General features: G+C 66.8%; 21 protein-coding genes. 13 read left to right on the forward strand and 8 right to left on the reverse strand.

What is annotated here, in order from left to right; translation table 11 throughout:
• The first annotated feature begins 7 nt into the window (after window positions 1–7).
• Window positions 8–1012, forward strand: a complete 1005-nt coding sequence (locus ACPYIS_RS07965; RefSeq protein WP_424859596.1) for a Bug family tripartite tricarboxylate transporter substrate binding protein — start codon at window positions 8–10, stop codon at window positions 1010–1012.
• 164 nt (window positions 1013–1176) lie between these two features.
• Here ACPYIS_RS07965 and ACPYIS_RS07970 read toward each other — a convergent pair whose 3' ends face one another.
• The gene (locus ACPYIS_RS07970) at window positions 1177–2691 is read right to left on the reverse strand and encodes a potassium/proton antiporter (protein ID WP_424859595.1); all 1515 of its coding nucleotides are present in this window, start codon (window positions 2689–2691) and stop codon (window positions 1177–1179) included.
• Between the two features lie 29 nt (window positions 2692–2720).
• Between ACPYIS_RS07970 and msrA the strand changes: the two genes are divergently transcribed.
• A complete protein-coding gene (msrA, locus tag ACPYIS_RS07975; RefSeq protein ID WP_299020337.1) occupies window positions 2721–3266 on the forward strand; it encodes a peptide-methionine (S)-S-oxide reductase MsrA in 546 nt (181 codons plus the stop codon).
• Between the two features lie 29 nt (window positions 3267–3295).
• Window positions 3296–4282, forward strand: a complete 987-nt coding sequence (locus ACPYIS_RS07980) for an AEC family transporter (RefSeq protein WP_424859594.1) — start codon at window positions 3296–3298, stop codon at window positions 4280–4282.
• On the opposite strand, the gene ACPYIS_RS07985 is transcribed toward ACPYIS_RS07980, so the two are convergent.
• Both ACPYIS_RS07985 and ACPYIS_RS07990 read right to left on the reverse strand, forming a co-directional pair.
• Window positions 4272–4727 carry a hypothetical protein gene (locus ACPYIS_RS07985; protein WP_299020342.1) on the reverse strand — a complete coding sequence of 152 codons (456 nt, stop codon included), beginning with the start codon at window positions 4725–4727 and terminating at the stop codon, window positions 4272–4274. The two genes, ACPYIS_RS07980 and ACPYIS_RS07985, sit on opposite strands and share 11 nt — an antisense overlap.
• 4 nt (window positions 4728–4731) lie before the next feature.
• Window positions 4732–5265, reverse strand: a complete 534-nt coding sequence (locus ACPYIS_RS07990; RefSeq protein ID WP_424859593.1) for an N-acetyltransferase family protein — start codon at window positions 5263–5265, stop codon at window positions 4732–4734.
• A gap of 115 nt (window positions 5266–5380) precedes the next feature.
• Here ACPYIS_RS07990 and rpsP point away from each other — a divergent pair, with 115 nt between their 5' ends.
• The 5 genes from rpsP to ACPYIS_RS08015 all read left to right on the forward strand — a co-directional run bounded on the left by rpsP (window position 5381) and on the right by ACPYIS_RS08015 (window position 9054).
• Window positions 5381–5650 (forward strand): 30S ribosomal protein S16, encoded by a 270-nt coding sequence (gene rpsP, locus ACPYIS_RS07995; RefSeq protein WP_299020346.1) that lies wholly within the window; start codon window positions 5381–5383, stop codon window positions 5648–5650.
• A 14-nt stretch (window positions 5651–5664) separates the two neighbouring features.
• Window positions 5665–6258, forward strand: a complete 594-nt coding sequence (gene rimM, locus ACPYIS_RS08000) for a ribosome maturation factor RimM (protein ID WP_424859592.1) — start codon at window positions 5665–5667, stop codon at window positions 6256–6258.
• Window positions 6259–6284: 26 nt separating this feature from the next.
• Window positions 6285–7094: a tRNA (guanosine(37)-N1)-methyltransferase TrmD gene (trmD, locus tag ACPYIS_RS08005; RefSeq protein WP_424859591.1), complete on the forward strand. Its 810-nt coding sequence runs from the start codon at window positions 6285–6287 to the stop codon at window positions 7092–7094.
• A 108-nt stretch (window positions 7095–7202) separates the two neighbouring features.
• A complete protein-coding gene (gene rplS / locus ACPYIS_RS08010) occupies window positions 7203–7559 on the forward strand; it encodes a 50S ribosomal protein L19 (protein WP_299020354.1) in 357 nt (118 codons plus the stop codon).
• A gap of 157 nt (window positions 7560–7716) precedes the next feature.
• Window positions 7717–9054, forward strand: coding sequence for a DUF3422 family protein (locus ACPYIS_RS08015; RefSeq protein WP_424894770.1), 1338 nt, complete (start codon window positions 7717–7719; stop codon window positions 9052–9054).
• Window positions 9055–9102: 48 nt separating this feature from the next.
• Here ACPYIS_RS08015 and ACPYIS_RS08020 read toward each other — a convergent pair whose 3' ends face one another.
• Complete coding sequence (locus ACPYIS_RS08020; protein WP_424859251.1) at window positions 9103–10068, reverse strand: IS481 family transposase; 966 nt, start codon at window positions 10066–10068, stop codon at window positions 9103–9105.
• Window positions 10069–10395: 327 nt separating this feature from the next.
• Here ACPYIS_RS08020 and ACPYIS_RS08025 point away from each other — a divergent pair, with 327 nt between their 5' ends.
• Window positions 10396–11361 carry an IS481 family transposase gene (locus ACPYIS_RS08025; protein WP_424894768.1) on the forward strand — a complete coding sequence of 322 codons (966 nt, stop codon included), beginning with the start codon at window positions 10396–10398 and terminating at the stop codon, window positions 11359–11361.
• Here the strand turns inward: ACPYIS_RS08025 and ACPYIS_RS08030 are convergent.
• From ACPYIS_RS08030 to ftsY, 4 genes are all read right to left on the reverse strand, one after another.
• Window positions 11304–11810: a c-type cytochrome gene (locus ACPYIS_RS08030; protein WP_424894767.1), complete on the reverse strand. Its 507-nt coding sequence runs from the start codon at window positions 11808–11810 to the stop codon at window positions 11304–11306. The two genes, ACPYIS_RS08025 and ACPYIS_RS08030, sit on opposite strands and share 58 nt — an antisense overlap.
• A gap of 146 nt (window positions 11811–11956) precedes the next feature.
• Entirely contained in the window at window positions 11957–13243 is a 1287-nt protein-coding gene (locus ACPYIS_RS08035; RefSeq protein ID WP_424895257.1) for an FCSD flavin-binding domain-containing protein, read from the reverse strand.
• A gap of 21 nt (window positions 13244–13264) precedes the next feature.
• Window positions 13265–13564, reverse strand: coding sequence for a c-type cytochrome (locus ACPYIS_RS08040; RefSeq protein ID WP_424894766.1), 300 nt, complete (start codon window positions 13562–13564; stop codon window positions 13265–13267).
• A 181-nt stretch (window positions 13565–13745) separates the two neighbouring features.
• Window positions 13746–14843 carry a signal recognition particle-docking protein FtsY gene (ftsY, locus tag ACPYIS_RS08045; RefSeq protein ID WP_424894765.1) on the reverse strand — a complete coding sequence of 366 codons (1098 nt, stop codon included), beginning with the start codon at window positions 14841–14843 and terminating at the stop codon, window positions 13746–13748.
• 32 nt (window positions 14844–14875) lie between these two features.
• Here ftsY and ACPYIS_RS08050 point away from each other — a divergent pair, with 32 nt between their 5' ends.
• The 4 genes from ACPYIS_RS08050 to coaD are packed head-to-tail and all read left to right on the forward strand — an operon-like array spanning window position 14876 to window position 18784.
• Window positions 14876–16333, forward strand: coding sequence for a M16 family metallopeptidase (locus ACPYIS_RS08050; RefSeq protein WP_424894764.1), 1458 nt, complete (start codon window positions 14876–14878; stop codon window positions 16331–16333).
• The gene (locus ACPYIS_RS08055) at window positions 16330–17670 is read left to right on the forward strand and encodes a M16 family metallopeptidase (protein WP_424894763.1); all 1341 of its coding nucleotides are present in this window, start codon (window positions 16330–16332) and stop codon (window positions 17668–17670) included. Before ACPYIS_RS08050 ends, ACPYIS_RS08055 begins: the two co-directional genes overlap by 4 nt.
• Entirely contained in the window at window positions 17667–18278 is a 612-nt protein-coding gene (gene rsmD, locus ACPYIS_RS08060) for a 16S rRNA (guanine(966)-N(2))-methyltransferase RsmD (RefSeq protein WP_424894762.1), read from the forward strand. The genes ACPYIS_RS08055 and rsmD overlap by 4 nt, the downstream gene beginning before the upstream one ends.
• Window positions 18275–18784 (forward strand): pantetheine-phosphate adenylyltransferase, encoded by a 510-nt coding sequence (coaD, locus tag ACPYIS_RS08065; RefSeq protein ID WP_299020375.1) that lies wholly within the window; start codon window positions 18275–18277, stop codon window positions 18782–18784. Before rsmD ends, coaD begins: the two co-directional genes overlap by 4 nt.
• Window positions 18785–18799 lie beyond the last annotated feature (15 nt).

Here is an 18799-nt window from a genome sequence, read left to right on the forward strand (position 1 = left end):
GGGCGGGATGCAGGAAGCGCCGATTCGGTTGCGCCGCTGGCTGTTGCGGGCGGCCGTGTCGGCTGCCGCGGGTGTCTGGGCCGTGCATGGGCGGGCCAACCCCATCCCGCCGGCGATTGCGTGGCCCACACGCCCATTGCGGCTGGTGGTGGGCTTTCCGCCGGGGTCGTCCGCAGACGAACTGGCGCGGGCACTGGAAGCGCCCCTATCCGAGGCGTTGGGTCAGCCCATCGAGATCGATAACCGTCCGGGCGCGGCGGGTGCGTTGGCCGCGTCGGTCGTGGCCCGCGCGAGCGACGATCACACGGTGGGATTGCTGTCGTGGGTGCATCTGACCGTGGCGCGGGATCTGAACCCGGCCGTGGGCTACGATCCCCTTGTCGACCTGCAGCCGGTGACCCTGGTTGCCACGGCGCCGCTGGCGTTGTGTGTCGCGCCGCGCTTGGAGTTACGGGCCGCCGCCGCGGTGCGCGCGATCCAGCGCGCGGGCGTTGCTTGGTATTACGGCAGTCCGGGAGTGGGGTCGCCATTCCATTTGGGCATGGAGTTGCTCAAGGCGGCGGCGGACTGGCAGGTGGCCCATGTACCCTATCCAGGTAATGCCCAGGTCGTCAATGCGCTGCTGCAGGCCGATGTGCAGTTGGCGCTGCTGCCGCCGTCGCTGGTGCTGCCATACTGGCGCGTCGGCAAACTGCCGGTGATCGGGGTCACATCGGCAACCCCCAGCGCGCTGCTGCCACGTGTGCCGCCGCTGGCGCAATTGGGGGTGACGGGGTTTGCCTTTGAACACTGGTATGCCTTGGCGGGCCCGCGCTCGTTGACGCCGGAGCAGGCGCTCTACCTGGCCCAGCGAGTGCGGCAGGTATTGCGCCAGCCGGCTCTGCAGCAGCGGTTGCAGTCGCTGGGGTGGGTCGCCCGAGGCTCCACCCCCGCCGCGCTGGCGCGCAGGGTGGCGGCAGAGTACGATCGCGTGCATGCGCTGATCGAGCGGCAGCACATCCGCCAGCCTTGACATGACCGCTCCCGCCACTGACGACTTGCCCGACGGGCTCAGGCTATCCCCATGCCCGCCGGTGCCGCGCGCAGCGCCTGGATTGGCACGAGCGCCTGGTGGTCGACAAGCACGGGATCGGCGGCATCCCTGGCACGCGCGGTTCGTGGGCGATGCGCTGGCCGTCATGACCGCCGTGGCGCCGCCTGCGCGGATCCGTCGCCCTCTTCCTCGATGCGGATGCCCACCCGCTCGATCGCCCCCTCGTGCACGCGGCGAACGCTCAGTTCGGCCGGCCCCCAGCGCAGTTGATCGCCCTCGACCGGCCGGTGTTGGCACACACGGTGAAACCACTCGCCTACGGTGAGCTGCTCGTCCTCGATCGGGGGCCAGCCGTAGAACTGGCACAGCGACGCCATGGGGGTGTCGGCCGGTACCTCGAAGTCGCCGTACACCTGTCGCGCGGCGACCGGATCGTCGCGGTCGGGCAGCGCGACGCCCGTGCGTCGCGCTGCCCAGGGTAGGGTAGTGCCTTGCAGCAGCAGCGACGCGAGCACCACGACGAACGCGATGTTGAAGAATGTCGTGGCACCCTCGACGCCCGCCATCACCGGAAACACTGCCAGCACGATCGGCACCGCACCGCGCAGGCCGACCCAGGCGATGAACCCGATCTCATGCGGCGGAAAGTGAAACGGCCGCAGGCACAGCCAGACCGCCACGGGGCGGGCCAGCAGCATCAACACCGCGGCCACTCCCAGCGCCGGCAGCAGCGTGCGCAGCGCCTCGGTGGGGGTCACCAGCAGCCCCAGCAGCAGGAACATGCCTGCCTGGGCCATCCAGGCGTATCCGTCCATCGCTTGCAGCGCCGGGGCAACCGAGCCGCGGGCGCGGTTGCCGACCACCAGCCCGAAGATGTACACGGCAAGAAACCCCGAGCCGCCGATCCAGGTCGTGAACGCGAACACCGCCAATCCTGCCGACAGCAGCAGCAGCGCCCGCACTCCGCTGGCCGGTCGGGTCAACCGTGCGAGCAGATGCAGACCTTCAGCCAGTGCCCAGCCCAGTCCGCCACCGATCACCAGCCCCCAGCCGAACTGCTGTAACAGCGACAGCAGCGGCTCCCATCCCGCCGTCAGCGATAGCGGCCCCGGCGTCATGGCCAGTCCGGTCAGCGCCAGGGTCAAAAACACGGCCATCGGGTCGTTCAGGCCCGATTCGATTTCCAGCGTCGAGGCGACACGTTCGTTGAGCCGCACGCCCGACGTCTGCAACAGCGAGAAAACGGCGGCGGCGTCCGTGGAGCCGACGATGGCGCCGAGCAGAAGCGCGAGCCGCCAGTTCAGGTCCATCAGCAGCCATGCACCCACTCCGGTGAGCGCCGCACTCACCGCGACCCCCACCGTGGCCAGCATCAGCGAGGGCTGCAGGCCAGTGCGGAAAGTGGCATAGCGTGTGCGCAGTCCGCCGTCGAGCAGGATCACCGCCAGGGCCACATTGCCGACCCAGAAGGCCAGCCGAAAATCCTCGAACACCACGCCGCCAGGGCCATCTTCGCCAAGCAGCATGCCCGCGACTAAAAACACCAGCAGGAACGAAAAGCCCAGTCGCGCCGAGAACAGGCCTGCCACCAGGCTCAGCAGCAGCAGCGCCGACGCGGTCAACAGCGGCAATGCCAGAAAATCCAGAGACAGCATCATGGTGTCGTGACCGTAGCAGAATTCGGACCATGACGACTGAAACCCTGGTGTTGGCGGGCGGCTGCTTTTGGTGCACCGAGGCGGTGTTCGACCGCGTGCGCGGCGTGCTCGACGTCGAGTCCGGCTACAGCAACGGGCAGGCCGCGCGCCCGACGTATGAGGACGTGTGCAGCGGCCGCACCGGCTGCGCCGAGGTCGTCCGGCTCGTCTACGACCCGGCGGTGATCGGCGTGCGCGAGCTGTTGACCATCTTCTTCGCGATCCACGACCCCACCACGCCCAACCGCCAGGGGGCCGACGTGGGCACGCAATACCGCAGCGGCATCTACTGGACCACGCCCGAGCAGGCCGCGGTGGCGCGCGCACTCATCGACGAACTGCAGGCCGAGGGCGTGTTCGATGCCCCCATCGTGACCGAGGTCGAGCCGTTGCGCCACTACTGGCCCGCCGAGGACTACCACCAGGACTTTTTTGCGCGCCACCCCCATCATGGCTACTGCCTGGCGGTGGCCGCGCCAAAGGTGGCCAAGCTGCGGCGTGCGTTTGCGTCCTACCTCAAGCCCGGCACGGGCTGAGTCCCCGGGGTCGCCCAGGTGCCAGCGCGATGGCGCTTCGCCCCGTTACACTGCCGGGCGTGAGCGTTGCCGACCATCCCGTCTTCCAGTCGCTCGCGCCGGTGTTTCTGCTCATCGGTGCGGGGGTGTTGGCCGGGCGCCGTGGCTGGGTGGCGGCCACAGCCGTCAAGGATCTGTCGAACCTGGTCTTTCTGCTGCTGATTCCGGCGCTGCTGTTTCGCACCATGAGCCAGGTGCGGCTGGAGGCGCTGGACTGGCGGCCCATCGCCGCCTACTTCAGCGCCGCGCTGCCGTGGCTGCTGCTGCAAATGGCGTGGCGCGGCTGGCACGCGCGTGGTATCGTGCTCGCGTTGGGGGGCACGTTTTCCAATCTGGTGATGATCGGCATCGCGCTCATCACCCTGGCTTACGGACAGCCCGGCGTGGTCACGCTGTTGACGCTGATTGCGGTGCATGCGCTGATCCTGCTGACGGTGGCGTCGGTGGCGTTGGAGCTGGCCGAGGGGCGCACCAGCCCCGGGGGCGAGCCGGGCGTGCGCTTGTGGCGCGCTGCGTGGTCGGCGGTGCGCGGCTCGGTCATCCACCCCATCCCGCTGCCCATCGCTTGCGGGCTGCTGTGGGGGCAGACCGGCATCGCCCTGCCCACCGTGGTGGACAAGCCGTTGCACCTGTTGGGGCAGGCGTTCGGCCCGCTGGCGCTGGTGCTGGTGGGCATCAGTTTGGCCTATACGCCATGGCGCGCACACTGGCGCGACGCGGTGTCGGTGACGGTGGCCAAAAACCTGGTGCTGCCGGTGTTGGTCGGCGCGAGCGCCTGGCTGTGGAGCGTGCGCGGTTTGCCGCTTGCCGTACTGGTCGTGGCTGCAGGGGTGCCCGTCGGGGCGAACGTCTTTTTGTTCGCGCAGCGCTACCGCGTGGCGCAGGCCGAAATCACCGCGGCCACAGGGCTGTCGACCGCTGCTGGCGTGCTGACGCTGAGCGCCTGGATGCTGTTACTTGCGCGCTTCACTGGCTGATGCGCAAGCCCTCTTCGATCTGGTATTCGAAGTAGCGCTGAAAGCTGAATGCCAGCCCGGCCATCAACGCCGTCGCGCCCAGCATGAGCGACAGCACCACGGCCACGATCGTGAGCCAATTCGTGGCACCCGGCCCCGCATCGGCCGGCAGTTCTGGGTTGTGCCGTGTGTTCCAGCGTTCGGGCGGCTGCAAGGCATACACGATGGCCGACAAGCACGCCGCGACCAGCCCCAACCCCAAAAATGGCAGCAGCACCCACGACAGCTTGTCGTCTTGCCCGTAGGACAGCACCCGGTCCACCCCCCAAAAACCGAGGGCGGTCGGGATGGCGTGGACCCAACCCCACACGTCGCTCAAGCCGTACAGGTAAAAACGGTGCCAGCCCAGGCCGCCGCCGATGAAGGCCAGCCACGCGGCGATGGTTTTGTTGCGGGGGTGTCGCATGCCGTTATTGTGGTGCTGGCGGTGTCTGGTCGCCAGGCCCCAGGGTTTTTTCCATCAACACGATGTCGAGCCAACGGTCGAACTTCCAGCCGCACGAGCGCACCACGCCCACGCGCTCGAAGCCGAGCGCCGTGTGCAGGCCGATCGAGCCCGCGTTGGCCGAGTCGCCAATCACCGCGATGACCTTGCGGATGCCGCGCGCCTCGAGCTGCGCGAGCAGCTCGGCCAGTAGCGCCCGACCCAGCCCGCGGCCGGCTACCTGTGGCGCCAGGTAGATCGAATCCTCCACCGAATAGCGGTAAGCCGCGCGGGGTTTGAACCAGTTGCCATAAGCGAACCCCGCCACTTCGCCGTCGACCTCGATCACCAGCCAGGGCAGTCCCTTGGCCAGCACGTCGGCGCGGCGCGCCGCCATGTCGGCCACGCTGGGGGGCTCGGTCTCGAACGTGCCGGTGCCGTGCCGGACGTGGTAGGCGTAAATGTGTGCGATGGCGTTCAGGTCGTCATCGCGACTGGGGCGGATCAGGGTGGGTTTCACAGCATGCGGGGTATAATGGCAGGTTTGCAACGTTTCGCTGGCCGGGTGGCCAGTCGTCCGTGTCTCAGGCGTTGCCTTTCCACCGTCTCGTCGAACCTGTTTGCAAGGATAACCCATGGTCGTGATCCGACTCGCCCGTGGCGGCTCGAAGGCCCGCCCGTTCTACCACATCGTCGTCGCCGACAAGCGCTGCCGTCGCGATGGCCGCTTCATCGAGCGCATTGGTTTTTACAACCCGATCGCGCGCGGCAACGACGTGCCGCTCAACATCGCGCAAGACCGCCTGACCTACTGGCTGGGCGTCGGCGCCCAGCCGTCCGACACGGTGGCCCGTCTGCTCAAGCAGGCGCCCAAGGTCGTCCCGGCCGAAGCTGCCGCCGCTTGAGGCGGCCCATCCCCATGGCCGAAGCCCTGCCCTGGCAGGTGGCCGAGCTGCCCGCTGATGCGGTCGAGATTGGCCACATCCAGGAGCCGTGGGGGTTGCACGGCTGGTCGCACGTGCACGCGATCAGCCGCGGTGGCGACACACTGCTGCACGCGCGTCACTGGTATTTGCAGCCCCCAGCTCCGCGCGCTGGGGCGCGCGTGCGCCCGTTCGATGCCTTCGCCGGTACCGTCGCCGTCACCGTAGCCGAGGCACGCTGGCACGGCGACGGCGTGGTCGTGCGCTTCGACGGCGTGTCCGACCGCGAGGCGGCGCAATCCCTGCGTGGCGCGCGCATTTTCATTTCCCGCGCTGACTTTCCCCCCACCACCGACGCGGACGAATACTACTGGGTCGATCTGATCGGACTGCAGGTCGTCAACCGTGAAGGCGTGATGCTGGGCGTGGTCGAGGATCTGTTGTCCACTGGCCCGCACGCGGTGCTGTGCTTGCGCGACGGCAGCGGCGATGCCGCCGTCGAGCGCATGATCCCGTTCGTCGCCGCCTACGTGGACACGGTCGATTTGGCGGCGCGCCGCATCACCGTCGACTGGCAGCCTGATTACTGACCCGTCCCGACCGACGTGTCGCTGCCATGCGTTTCGACGTCATCACGCTGTTTCCCGAACTGATCGAACCGTACTTGACGGTGGGGGTGACGCGCCGCGCCTTTGCCTCCGGGGCGGTCCAGGTGCGCCTGTGGCGCTTGCGCGACTTTGCCGAGGGGCCATATCGCCGCGTGGATGATCGCCCCTTTGGCGGGGGGCCAGGAATGGTCATGCTGGCCGAGCCGCTGCACCGATGCTGGCAAGCCGTGCGCGCCGACCGGGGCCTGGCCGCCTGCCGTGTACCGGGGGCGCCGGTGGACGTACCCACGGTGCTCTTTTCGCCGGCGGGCGAGCGCCTGTCGCACACCGTGGTGAGTCGCTACGCGCAACCCGGCGGCCCGGGTGCGATTTTGGTGTGCGGCCGCTACGAGGGCGTGGACCAGCGCTTCATCGATGCTTGCGTGGACGAGCAGCTCAGCCTCGGGGACTTCGTGCTCTCGGGCGGCGAGATCGCTGCGGTGGCGCTGCTCGATGCGGTGGCGCGCTTACAGCCGGGCGTGCTGGGTGATCAGGCCAGCGCCGAGCAAGACAGCTTCAACCCCGCACTGGACGGTTTGCTCGACTGCCCGCACTACACCCGGCCGGAGGTATGGGAGGGACCCGGCGGCGCGATGAGCGTGCCGTCGGTGTTGCTGTCGGGCCACCATGCACAGATCGAGGCCTGGCGTCGGGCCCAACGGGTCCAGATCACGGCGCAGCGCCGTCCCGACCTGCTCGCGCAGGCGCGCGCTCAAGGTCGGCTGCGGCCGTCGGATGAGCAGCTGTTGCGCGAACTGGGTTACAATAGAGAGCTTTGATCCTCTGTCTGGCTTCGGGTGTTTGATAATAAAAGCAACCCCGGGCGGGCTGGCGCAAGGGCGCTGGTTCGTGCAGTGTGCAGCGCAGACACGATCGTGGATGAGACCATGAACCTGATCCAAATCCTCGAGCAGGAAGAAATCGCTCGCCTGAACAAGACCATCCCTGACTTTGCCCCCGGTGACACCGTGGTGGTCAACGTCAACGTGATCGAAGGCAACAAAAAGCGCGTGCAGGCCTACGAGGGCGTTGTCATCGCCAAGCGCAACCGCGGTTTCAACTCCAGCTTCATCGTGCGCAAGATCTCCAACGGTGAAGGCGTGGAGCGCACCTTCCCGCTGTACAGCCCGTTGATCGCCAGCATCGAGGTCAAGCGCCGCGGCGACGTGCGCCGCGCCAAGCTCTACTATCTGCGCGGCCGCACCGGCAAGGCGGCCCGTATCAAAGAAAAGCTGGGCGCGTAAGCGGACAGCTTTCACCAAAAGCTGGGCGCGTAAGCGGACAGCTTTCACCAGAAGCTGGGCGCCTGTGCGCCTTGAGTGCCGAAAACCCCGCCAGTTGGCTGACCCGGCGGGGTTTTTTCATCGGGAATCCGTCCGGCGTTATGCTATGGTTGCGCCCATGACGCCAGACGATGCCATTGGGGGTATCAGCGCCGTCTTGCCCCCTGACGACAGCCGCCGCCGTGCCCTGCACAACGAAGTGCACGCGCGGCCGACCGCGCGTATTCGCCTGCCTGCGCTAGTGGTGTATGTGGCCGTGCTCAACGAAGGGGTGGATCGCGCACAGGAGCTGCAACATCTGCGGCGACTGCCCGGGCAGGAGGGGTTGACCGAGGCCGATCTGCAGGCGCACTTTCTGTGTCTGCGTTGCCCGGGGAGCTTTACCCTGAAATGGGAACGCCACACCGAGTTTACCCGTTACTCACTCGTACAGCCCTTGCCGCCCGAGGCCGGCCTGGAGGCGACGGATCCCCCTTTGTTGCCATCGCTGAAGGTGGCGCCCGACTGGTGGGCGGCCATCCCGGGACGCACCATCTGCGCCATCCAGTTGGCCATGGTCACAGCCGATTTGGCGGATCCGCCGAGCTTGCTCGCGCAGGCGCGCCGCTGGTTTGGTAATCAGCCCGTGGTCGCATCCCTCATCGGACGCGAGGGGCATTCGATCGTCGTGACCGATTTTCGGCTGCGGGGTAGCGGTTTCGAGCGCATGCTCGTGTTGGCGCCGCCAGAGACGAGCGAAACCCGCGCTGGCCGCATCTCGGCGCGGCTGGTCGAGCTGGAGACCTACCGCATGATGGCCTTGTTGGGGCTGCCGGTGGCCAAGATGCTGGCGGGCCCGCTTGCGCAAGCCGAGGCGCGGCTGGCTCGCCTGACGGCTGATATGGAGGCCAAGACCACATCCGATCAAGCCTTGCTGGACGAGCTCGTCGGGTTGGCGGCCAGCATCGAGCGCGCAATCGCCGAGCACGGCTACCGCTTCTCGGCCACGCGCGCCTACGACCACATCGTCAACCAGCGCATCGCCGAACTGCGCGAGCAGGCCATCCCCGGTACACAGACGATCAGCGAATTCATGCGTCGGCGGCTGGCGCCGGCCATTGCAACCGTGGTCTCGACCGAGCAGCGGCTGGTCGCGCTGTCGGAGCGCATCGCGCGTACCAGCGCCTTGTTGCGCACCCAGGTCGATATCGCGCGCGAGGAACAGAACCGGGTCTTGTTGGAAAAGCTGACCCGCGGGCAGGCACTGCAGTTGCGCTTGCAATCGACGGTCGAAGGGCTGTCGATCGCGGCCATCTCGTATTACGTGATCAGTCTGGTGCTCTACGGGGCGAAAGCGCTGAAGTCGGCAGGCGTGCCCCTGCATCCCGAGTTGACGGCGGGGGCCGCCATGCCGCTGGTGCTATGGGCCGTTTGGCGCTTGACTCGGCGCATCCACGCGCGCCTGCACGTCGATTGACCTCGCCTCGAAGAGCGGGGGGCCTTTGGCCCCAGGCTCATTTGGTGCTTAGGTGTCAGGTCCCGGACGATTACGTGGTTTGAAGATGAAAAGATCGGGGCGTTGAGCGTACCACTTTTTCAAGGCCTCCAGAGGTGTTATGTGTCCGATTGCCTTCTGGGGTAAATGATGGTTGTACAGCCAAACATAACGGGTCAAGGTAGTCTCGAGGTCCTCGGCGCTGTTGAAGTGATGGGTGGCAAGGACCTCGGCAATACGGCCGTTGAAGCGTTCGACCATGCCATTGGTCTGAGGGTGTCTGGGCTTGGTGAGGCGATGCTCGATGCCAAGGGCCTGGCAGAGCTGATCGAACTCGTGCTTCCCGGACGGTGCGCGCGCGCCTGAGGCGAAGAGGCGATCCGTGAACTCCTTGCCGTTGTCGGTGAGGATGTGCGTGATTCTGACCGGGCAGGTCTTGTGCAAGGCCTTCAGGAAGCTTCTGGCCGCGGCTGCGGTCTTGTTTGGCTTAATCTGGATGAAGACCCAACGGGTGGCGCGGTCAATGGCGACGAAGAGATAACGCCTCTGATGTTCGTCGGGCATCTGCGGCAGGTACTTGACGTCGATGTGCAGGTAGCCCGGCATGTAGGTCTTGAATGGCTTGGAAGCAGGCGCATCCTTGGCTTCACTGGGCAGTTGGGATAGGCCATGGCGCTTGAGCAGACGATACAGCCCAGAACGTGAGGCCCGGGGGTTGATGAACTCCCGTGTGACCACCAGCAGATCGTCAAGGGGTAGCTGGAGGGTCTTGCGCAGCTCCACCACCAAAAGCTCCTGCGCCGGGGTGAGCGTCGTCTGCAAACGATGCGCGGTATGCGGGCGATCTTCCACAAAGTCCCGACGCTTCCAGCGGCGGATGGTGTCTTCGGATACGCCCAACTCGGCTGCCAAGGCCGCAACCGACAAGGACGAGGACTGGATGTAGGCGCGGGTGGCGGGGGTTGTGGTGGCGTTTTTGTGTAGGCGAATAATCATGGTTGAGCGCTCCGGAGGTTGTCGATCAGCTCTCGCATCACTGCGCGACTAACGAAGAGTGCACGACGCGAAGGATCTATGCAATCGTCCGGAACCCTACACTTTAGGTACTCCGCGACCGCGGCCATTTCGAGCTCGGACATCTTCTCCGCGACGGTATGCATCACGATATTGTCGTTGGTGCGTTGTCGCTGGTTGAACTGTTTGAGCTGCGTGAACAAATAGCTGTAGGGTTCCGGACGATTGCATAGATCCTTCGCGTCGTGCACTCTTCGTTAGTCGCGCAGTGATGCGAGAGCTGATCGACAACCTCCGGAGCGCTCAACCATGATTATTCGCCTACACAAAAACGCCACCACAACCCCCGCCACCCGCGCCTACATCCAGTCCTCGTCCTTGTCGGTTGCGGCCTTGGCAGCCGAGTTGGGCGTATCCGAAGACACCATCCGCCGCTGGAAGCGTCGGGACTTTGTGGAAGATCGCCCGCATACCGCGCATCGTTTGCAGACGACGCTCACCCCGGCGCAGGAGCTTTTGGTGGTGGAGCTGCGCAAGACCCTCCAGCTACCCCTTGACGATCTGCTGGTGGTCACACGGGAGTTCATCAACCCCCGGGCCTCACGTTCTGGGCTGTATCGTCTGCTCAAGCGCCATGGCCTATCCCAACTGCCCAGTGAAGCCAAGGATGCGCCTGCTTCCAAGCCATTCAAGACCTACATGCCGGGCTACCTGCACATCGACGTCAAGTACCTGCCGCAGATGCCCGACGAACATCAGAGGCGTTATCTCTTCGTCGCCATTGACCGCGCCACCCGTTGGGTCTTCATCCAGATTAAGCCAAACAAGACCGCAGCCGCGGCCAGAAGCTTCCTGAAGGCCTTGCACAAGACCTGCCCGGTCAGAATCACGCACATCCTCACCGACAACGGCAAGGAGTTCACGGATCGCCTCTTCGCCTCAGGCGCGCGCGCACCGTCCGGGAAGCACGAGTTCGATCAGCTCTGCCAGGCCCTTGGCATCGAGCATCGCCTCACCAAGCCCAGACACCCTCAGACCAATGGCATGGTCGAACGCTTCAACGGCCGTATTGCCGAGGTCCTTGCCACCCATCACTTCAACAGCGCCGAGGACCTCGAGACTACCTTGACCCGTTATGTTTGGCTGTACAACCATCATTTACCCCAGAAGGCAATCGGACACATAACACCTCTGGAGGCCTTGAAAAAGTGGTACGCTCAACGCCCCGATCTTTTCATCTTCAAACCACGTAATCGTCCGGGACCTGACAAATAGCCCGAGAATTGTCCTGCCAGCCGTGGCAGGTTGTTGGCACCGTGCCCATCGGGCCCATGGCAGCTCACACAGGCGGGTACACCGCTGAATTTGTTGCCGTTTTGGTAGATGTAGGCGCCGACCGCGGCCAATCCGGTGTCTTTGACATTTTCGCGCACGGCGGGCAGTTTTTCGTAATAACGGCCGAGGGCCAGCATCTCGTCGTCGGTGAGTTTGGCCACCATCTCGGCCATCGCGGTGCTCTTGCGCTCGCCTGTCTTGAAGGCTTTGAGCTGTTTGGCGATGTATTCCGCGTTCTGGCCCGCCAGACGGGGGAAGATTTCGCTGGTCGATTCCCCATTCTCGCCGTGACACATGAAGCAAGTGCCATTGGCGATCTTGCGGGCACGCGCTTCATCGGCCTGTGCGTGGGCCGACATGGCCGCCGTGGCCAACAACCCGACGGTCACGAGGGATCGAACCAGAAGGGAGGGGATTGCGCAGGAAGCTCTCATAACCGTCTTATAGTCCGTGCTGATAAACCAATATGTCGGAGGGGAAAAACCCGACGCCGACTCCTGCGGGAGGTGTCGGCGTCGGGCGCCGCGCCGGACGCTCAGGCGAGCGTGTCCGCCCAGATGTTGCGCGCCCACGCCAGGGCGTAGCGGCCCTCGAGCTCGCTGGCACGCGCCGAGACGCCGCCCGAGCCCGGCACCGTCAGCATCGTCTTTTTCTCGGCGTCGTAGCGGTGCACGCTGGCCACGTGCACCACGTCTTCGTCGGTGACGAAGCTGTAGCAGGTGTTGGCGTACAGCGGCATCTTGGGCGGCTCTTTGCCCATGAGCAGACTGACGACCGCAGCGGCGCAGGTCTTGCCGTGCTGGTTGGCCATGTGACCGGACTTGGGCATGGCGGGTGCGATCTGGATCGCGTCACCCAGCACGTGAATGTTTTTGACCGCGACCGACTCGAAGGTCAGGAAGTCGACTTCACACCAGCGCTTGTTGGCGGTGGCCAGGCCGGTTTGCACCGCGATGTCGCCCGCGCGCATGTTGGGCACGACGTTGAGCACCGCGCCTTTGAAGTCGTCGTTGAACTCGAACTTGAGAGTGTTGGTGGCCACGTCCACGTCCACCACGCGGTGTTTGGGGCGGTATTCGATGATGCCCTTATAGTGTTCTTCCCACGCTTTAAGAAACAGCGCCTTTTTGGACTGAATGTCGTCGTTGGCGTCGAAGATGATGACTTTGCTCTTGGGCTTGGCCTTCTTGAAGTAGTGCGCGACCATACAGGCGCGCTCGTAGGGCCCGGGCGGGCAGCGGTACGGGGCCAGTGGGATGGACAGCGCATACACGCCGCCGTCCGGCATGGCTTCGAGCTGCTGGCGCAGCGCCACGGTCTGCGGGCCGGCCTTCCAGGCGTGCAGCACTTTGTCTTGCGCGCCCGGCTTATTCATGCCGGGCAGGGTTTCCCACATGAAGTCGATGCCGGGCGAGACGATCAGGCGGTCATAGCTGATCTCACCGCCGCCGGCGAGCTTGACCAAGCGCTTGTCGGCGTCGATCGCGGTGGCACGATCGCGCACGATCTTGACGCCGTGGCGTTTTTCCAGGTTTTCGTAGGGGATGGTGATGTCGGCCATCTGCTTGATGCCGCCGATCACCAGGTTGGAAATCGGGCAAGAGACGAATTGCGCGTTGGGCTCGATGAGCGTCACGCGCACTTTGCCTTCGGAGAACAGGCGCGTGTATTTGGCAGCCGTGGCCCCGCCATAGCCGCCGCCGATGACGACGACGTGGGGCCCAGAGCCGCCCGCCATGGTGGTGGCGCAACCCGAGATCAAACCCAAGGAGCCCAGCGCCGAGCCGGCCGCGACGGTGGAGACGAATTGGCGACGTTGCATCATGGTGTGACTCCTCAGGTGTTATTTTTTCTGCGCGGCGAAGTACGCGGCGATGGCGCGCAGCTCGTCGTCGGTGTAGCCCTTGCTGATCTGGTGCATGATGGTGGCGGGCTTGCGGCCAGCCTTGAAGTCGAGCAGCGACTTGGTCATGTCATCGACATTTTTGCCCGCCAAGGCTTCCATACCCGGCTGAGCGCGACCGTCGGTGCCATGGCAGTTGGCGCAGGCGGCTGCCCACACTCTGACCTGGTCGACCTGGGCATGCGCCAGGGTGGCAGCGCCGAGCGCGCTGGCTACCAAGATGGTTCGAAGTGCGTTCATTGTCATGGGGCTCCTCTGGGGGTGTTGCGGCAACCGTGCCGAATCGGGACGAATGTGTATCACGACGTGCTGATATAAGCAACTCGGGTAAATGCTAGTGGGCTAGCCTTCGCCAAGCTTACCGCGACGGGGCGGCGCGTCTATCGGGACAACCCCAACCCCCCAAGGGCGGCGCGGGTGTTCAGCCCAGCAGCGCTTGCGCAAACTCGCGCGCGTCGAAAGGTTGCAGGTCTTCGAGCTTCTCGCCAATGCCGATGAAGTAGACGGGCAGCTCGCGCCCTCGTTCGCGCGCCCACATGGCGATGGCGGCCAGCACGCCGCCCTTCGCGGTACCGTCGAGCTTGGTGACGATCAGCCCCGTGAGCTGCAAGGCGGCGTCGAACGCTTTGACCTGGGCCAGCGCATTTTGGCCAGTATTGCCGTCGATGACGAGCAACACCTCGTGCGGCGCACCCGCTTCGGCCTTGCCCACCACGCGCTTGATCTTGCGCAGCTCCTCCATCAGATGCAACTGCGTCGGCAGGCGGCCCGCGGTGTCGACGATGACCACATCCTTGCCGCGCGCGCGCCCGGCCGAGACGGCATCGAATGCCACCGCGGCTGGATCGCCGCCTTCCTGGCTGACGATATCGACGCCGTTGCGCCGGGCCCAGACGTCGAGCTGATCGCGCGCAGCGGCGCGAAAGGTGTCGGCGGCGGCCAACAGCACTGTGGCGCCGTGCTGCGCCAGGTGCCAGGTGAGCTTGCCGATCGTCGTCGTCTTGCCCGCACCGTTGACGCCTGCCACCATCCACACGGTGGGCCCTTCGGGCTGGGCGCCGACGGCCAGCGGTTTTTGCAGGGGCGCGAGCCAATCGGCGATCACGTCCACCAGCAGCGCGCGCACCTCTTGGGCGTCGGTGGCCCGCTGCGCCTTGACGCGTCGCTTCAGCTCGTCGAGCAGGTGGGCCGTGGCCTGGGTGCCGGCGTCGGCCATGAGCAGGGCCGCTTCGAGCTCCTCATACAGCGCATCGTCGATGCGAGCCCCGACGAAGACCGCGGTGAGGCTGCTGCCGGTTTTGCGCAGACCGGCGGCGAGCCGCCCGAGCCAACCCTGGCGGGTGGCGGCGCTGTCTGTGCTGTCCGTCGGGGGGGCGCTGGCCGCGGCCACCGCCGTCGTGGGTTCGGGCACGGGCGGTACTGCCGTCCCCGGCGCGGCCGCGGGCGCAGGGTCCGATGGCGACTGCTCCTCGGTGGGCTCGCGCGTGCCGAAGAACTTTTCTTTGAGAAATCGGAACATAAGAGCTTGCTGTCTAGAATGATCGACATTCTATGAAACCCCACCTCATGATTGCGGCCTGGTACCGGTTCAGCATCGGTGACGGCGACAGGATTCGCCGCCGATTCGCGCGCTTGGGCGCGGCGCTGCTGTGGCTGGTCGGTGGCGCGGTGCTGCCGATCACGGCCATGGCGGCCGAGGAGGCTGCCAACGCGCCGTCCTTGGCGCCACAGGCGCAGGTGTTGACCCTGGCCAATGGCCTGACCGTCATCGTTCAGCCCGACCGCCGCGCGCCCACGGCGGTCCAGATGCTGTGGCTGCGCGTGGGGTCGATGGATGAGCAGGACCACGAGTCCGGCGTGGCGCACGTGCTAGAGCACATGCTCTTCAAGGGCACGCCGACGGTACCGGAGGGCGAGTATTCACGCCGCATCGCCGCGCTGGGCGGGCGCGACAACGCCTTTACCTCGCACGACATGACGGCCTATCACGTGCAGCTGCCAGCGCCTCGGTTGCCGGAGGCGATGCGGCTGGAGGCCGACCGGATGATGAACAACACCTGGGCCGACGAGGCGTTCCAGCGTGAGCTGGCCGTGGTGCAGGAAGAACGCCGCCAGCGTATCGAGGACGAGCCGCGCGCGCAGCTCTACGAGCAGTTCAACGCCATGGCCTGGGTGGCGCATCCCTACCGGCGGCCGGTGATCGGCTGGATGGGCAACTTGCAGGCGTTGCAGCCCGAGACCGTGCGTGACTTCTACCGGCGCTGGTACGTGCCGGGCAACGCGGCGTTGGTGGTGGTGGGCGACGTGGACGTGGCGCAGGTGCTTGCCTGGGCGCAGGCGACGTTTGGCACGTGGCCCGCCCGCGCCGTGCCGGCACGCACGCCCGACGCCGAGCCGCCGCAGCGCGGCGTGCGCCGCTTCGAATGGCAGGCGCGCACGCCGCAGCCCGCGCTGGTGATGGGCTGGCGCGTGCCGCGGCTGGCGCACCCCGATGCGACCGATGAGGAGGCAAACGATGCGCTGGCGCTGGTGTTGCTGGCCGGCGTGCTCGACGGCCATCCGGGCGCGCGGCTGGAGCGCGTGCTGGTGCAGGGGCAGGGTGGCCCGCGTCTGGCCGATGCGGTGAGCGCATCGTATGGCTTGGCCGCGCGCGGGCCGGAGTCGTTCATGCTGAGCGCCACGCCGCGGCAGGGGGTGCCAATCGAGGCCGTGGAAGCCGCGTTGAAGGCCGAGATCGCGCGCGTCGCGCGCGACGGGGTGAGCGAAGCCGAGCTGCAGCGTGTCAAGACGCAGTGGATGGCCAGCGAGATCTACGCGCTCGATTCGATGTTCGCGCAAGCGCGCGCGCTGGGCATGCATTGGGTGTTAGGCTGGCCGGTGGATGCCAACCAGCGACTGTTGGCGCGCTTGCAGCGCGTCGGCACCGAGGACGTGCGCCGGGTGGCGCAGCGCTACTTCCAGGACGAGCGGCTCACCGTCGGCGTGCTGCGGCCGGAGGCAGGGTCATGAGCGCGCGGCATCGGAGGTGGGGTGGGTGGCTCGCGGCCTGCCTGTGGCTGGTGGCGGCTGCGGCACAGGCGGCGCTGCCCATCGAGCACTGGGTGCGGCCCGATGGCGCGCGCCTATACTGGGTGCGCATCGACGCGTTGCCGATGGTCGATGTGCGCGTGGAGTTCGACGGCGGCAGCCGACGCGATCCTGCGGGACAGGCGGGGCTGGCGGCCGCGACGGCGCTGATGCTGGGCCGCGGGGTGCTGGCCCACGACGGCCAGCCGGCGCTCGACGAAAATGCGTTGTCCGATGCCTGGGCCGACCTGGGGGCGCAGTGGAGCGCGACGGCGACCCTCGATCGTTTCAGCGTGTCGCTGCGCACGCTCACGCGCCCCGATCTGCTGGAGGGCGCCGTGGCGCTGGCGGCGCGGCAGTTGGCGGCACCGTCGTTCGACGCCGCCGTGTGGGCGCGCGAGCGCGAGCGGCTGATCGGGGCGTGGCGCGAGGCGCAGACGCAACCCGACACCGTGGCGCGTCAGCACTTCCATCGGGCGGTCTATCGGGGACACCCGTATGGCTGGGAAGCCACGCCCGAGACCTGGGCTGCCATCGACCGTGCGGCGCTCCAGGCCTTTTACCGGCGCCATGTCCGCCCCTGCGACGCGCGCGTCACGGTCGTGGGGGCGGTGACACGCGCGCAAGCCGACGCGATTGGCGAGCGCTTGCTGCGCGGACTGGCGCCGCACGGCTGCACGCCGCTGCCCGCCGTGCCGGAGGTGGCGCCGCTCGCGCAAGCGCAGACGCTGTCCGTGCCCTTCCCGGGCGCGGCGCAGGCGCAGGTCTGGGTGGGGGCGCCCGGTATCGCGCGCAACGATCCGGATTTTCTGGCGCTGCAGCTGGCCAACCACATCCTGGGCGGCGGGGGCTTTACCTCGCGCCTGATGCGCGAGATCCGGGAGCAGCGCGGGCTGACCTATGGCGTGTACAGCTACTTTCTGGCCGGGCGGCACGCCGGTGCGTTTACCGTGGCGCTGCAGACCCGGCCCGAGCAGGCCGCGCTGGCGGTGCAGTTGGTGCACGAATCGCTGCGGCGCTTCACGCGCGAGGGGCCGACCGACGACGAGCTGGCCGCGGCCAAGGAGGCGCTCATCAACGGGTTTGCGCTGCGGCTGGACAGCAACCGCAAGGTGCTCGATCAGGTGGCCGCGATCGCGTGGTCGGACCTGCCGTTGGACGAGCTCGAGACCTGGACCGCGCGCGTGGCCGCAGTCGACCGTGAGACCCTGATGCGCGCGTGGCGCCGTGTCATCGACCCGGATCGGATGGTGACCGTGGTCGTGGGAGGGCAGCCGTGACGGGGCGCGCGCGCCGCACGTCGCCCACGGGCGAGGTGCGCATCATTGGTGGGCGCTGGCGCCGCTCGCGCCTGCCGGTGGGCGACGTGCCTGGGCTGCGCCCGACCCCGGACCGCGTGCGCGAAACCCTGTTCAATTGGCTGGGGCAGGACTTGAGCGGTTGCCGCTGCATCGATGCCTTTGCCGGCAGCGGCGCGCTGGGGCTGGAGGCCGCTTCACGCGCCGCTGCCGAGGTGGTGCTGATCGAGCGCTCGCCGGCCGTGCAGGCCGCCTTGCGCGCCAACGTGCAGCGGCTGGGGGCGGAGACGGTGCGCGTCGTGGGTGGCGATGCCTTGGCCGTCCTGGCCGGGTTGCCCGCGGCGGCATGGGACGTGGTGTTTCTCGATCCCCCGTTCGACGACGCACACAGCGGGGGTGAGCGCCTGACGAGGGCGGCGCTGCAGGCCGCGCAGCGCCTGCTGCGGCCCGGTGGATGGGCGTATCTGGAAGCGCCGCGCGCCTGGGGCGAGCCGGAGTTGACGGCGCTCGGCTGGCGGCTGCACCGCCACTTGCGCGCGGGTGCGGTGCACGCCCACTTGTTGCAACCGATGGATAATCCCGTCCCATGACAGTGGCGATCCCTGCAGTGCGCACTGCCGTCTATAGCGGCACGTTCGACCCCATCACCTTGGGCCACGAGGATGTCATCCGCCGCGCGGCGGGGTTGTTCGACCGCTTGATCGTGGCGGTGGCGGTTGCCCACCACAAGCGGACCTTGTTTACCCTGGAAGACCGGCTGGCCATGGCAGCGCAGGCCCTCGCCGACTGCCCCGGCGTGCAGGTGTTGCCGTTCGACGGGCTGATCATGGACTTTTGCCGTGCGCACGGCGCGCTGGCCGTGGTGCGCGGCATCCGCAATCTGACCGACTTCGACTACGAGGCGCAGATGGCGGCCATGAACGCCAAGCTCTTGCCCACGGTGCAAACCGTGTTTTTGCTGCCGCAACCGCCGGTGCAGTGTATTTCCAGTACTCTCGTGAGAGAAATCGCCAAACTGGGTGGAGAGGTGTCGGGCATGGTCAACCCCATCGTCGCGCAGCGCTTGCGGCAGGCCACCGCAGCCCAGGCATCTTGACCAACGGTCGGCCAT

The organism is Tepidimonas sp. HKU78 (assembly GCF_049860815.1).
Lineage (GTDB): Bacteria > Pseudomonadota > Gammaproteobacteria > Burkholderiales > Burkholderiaceae_C > Tepidimonas.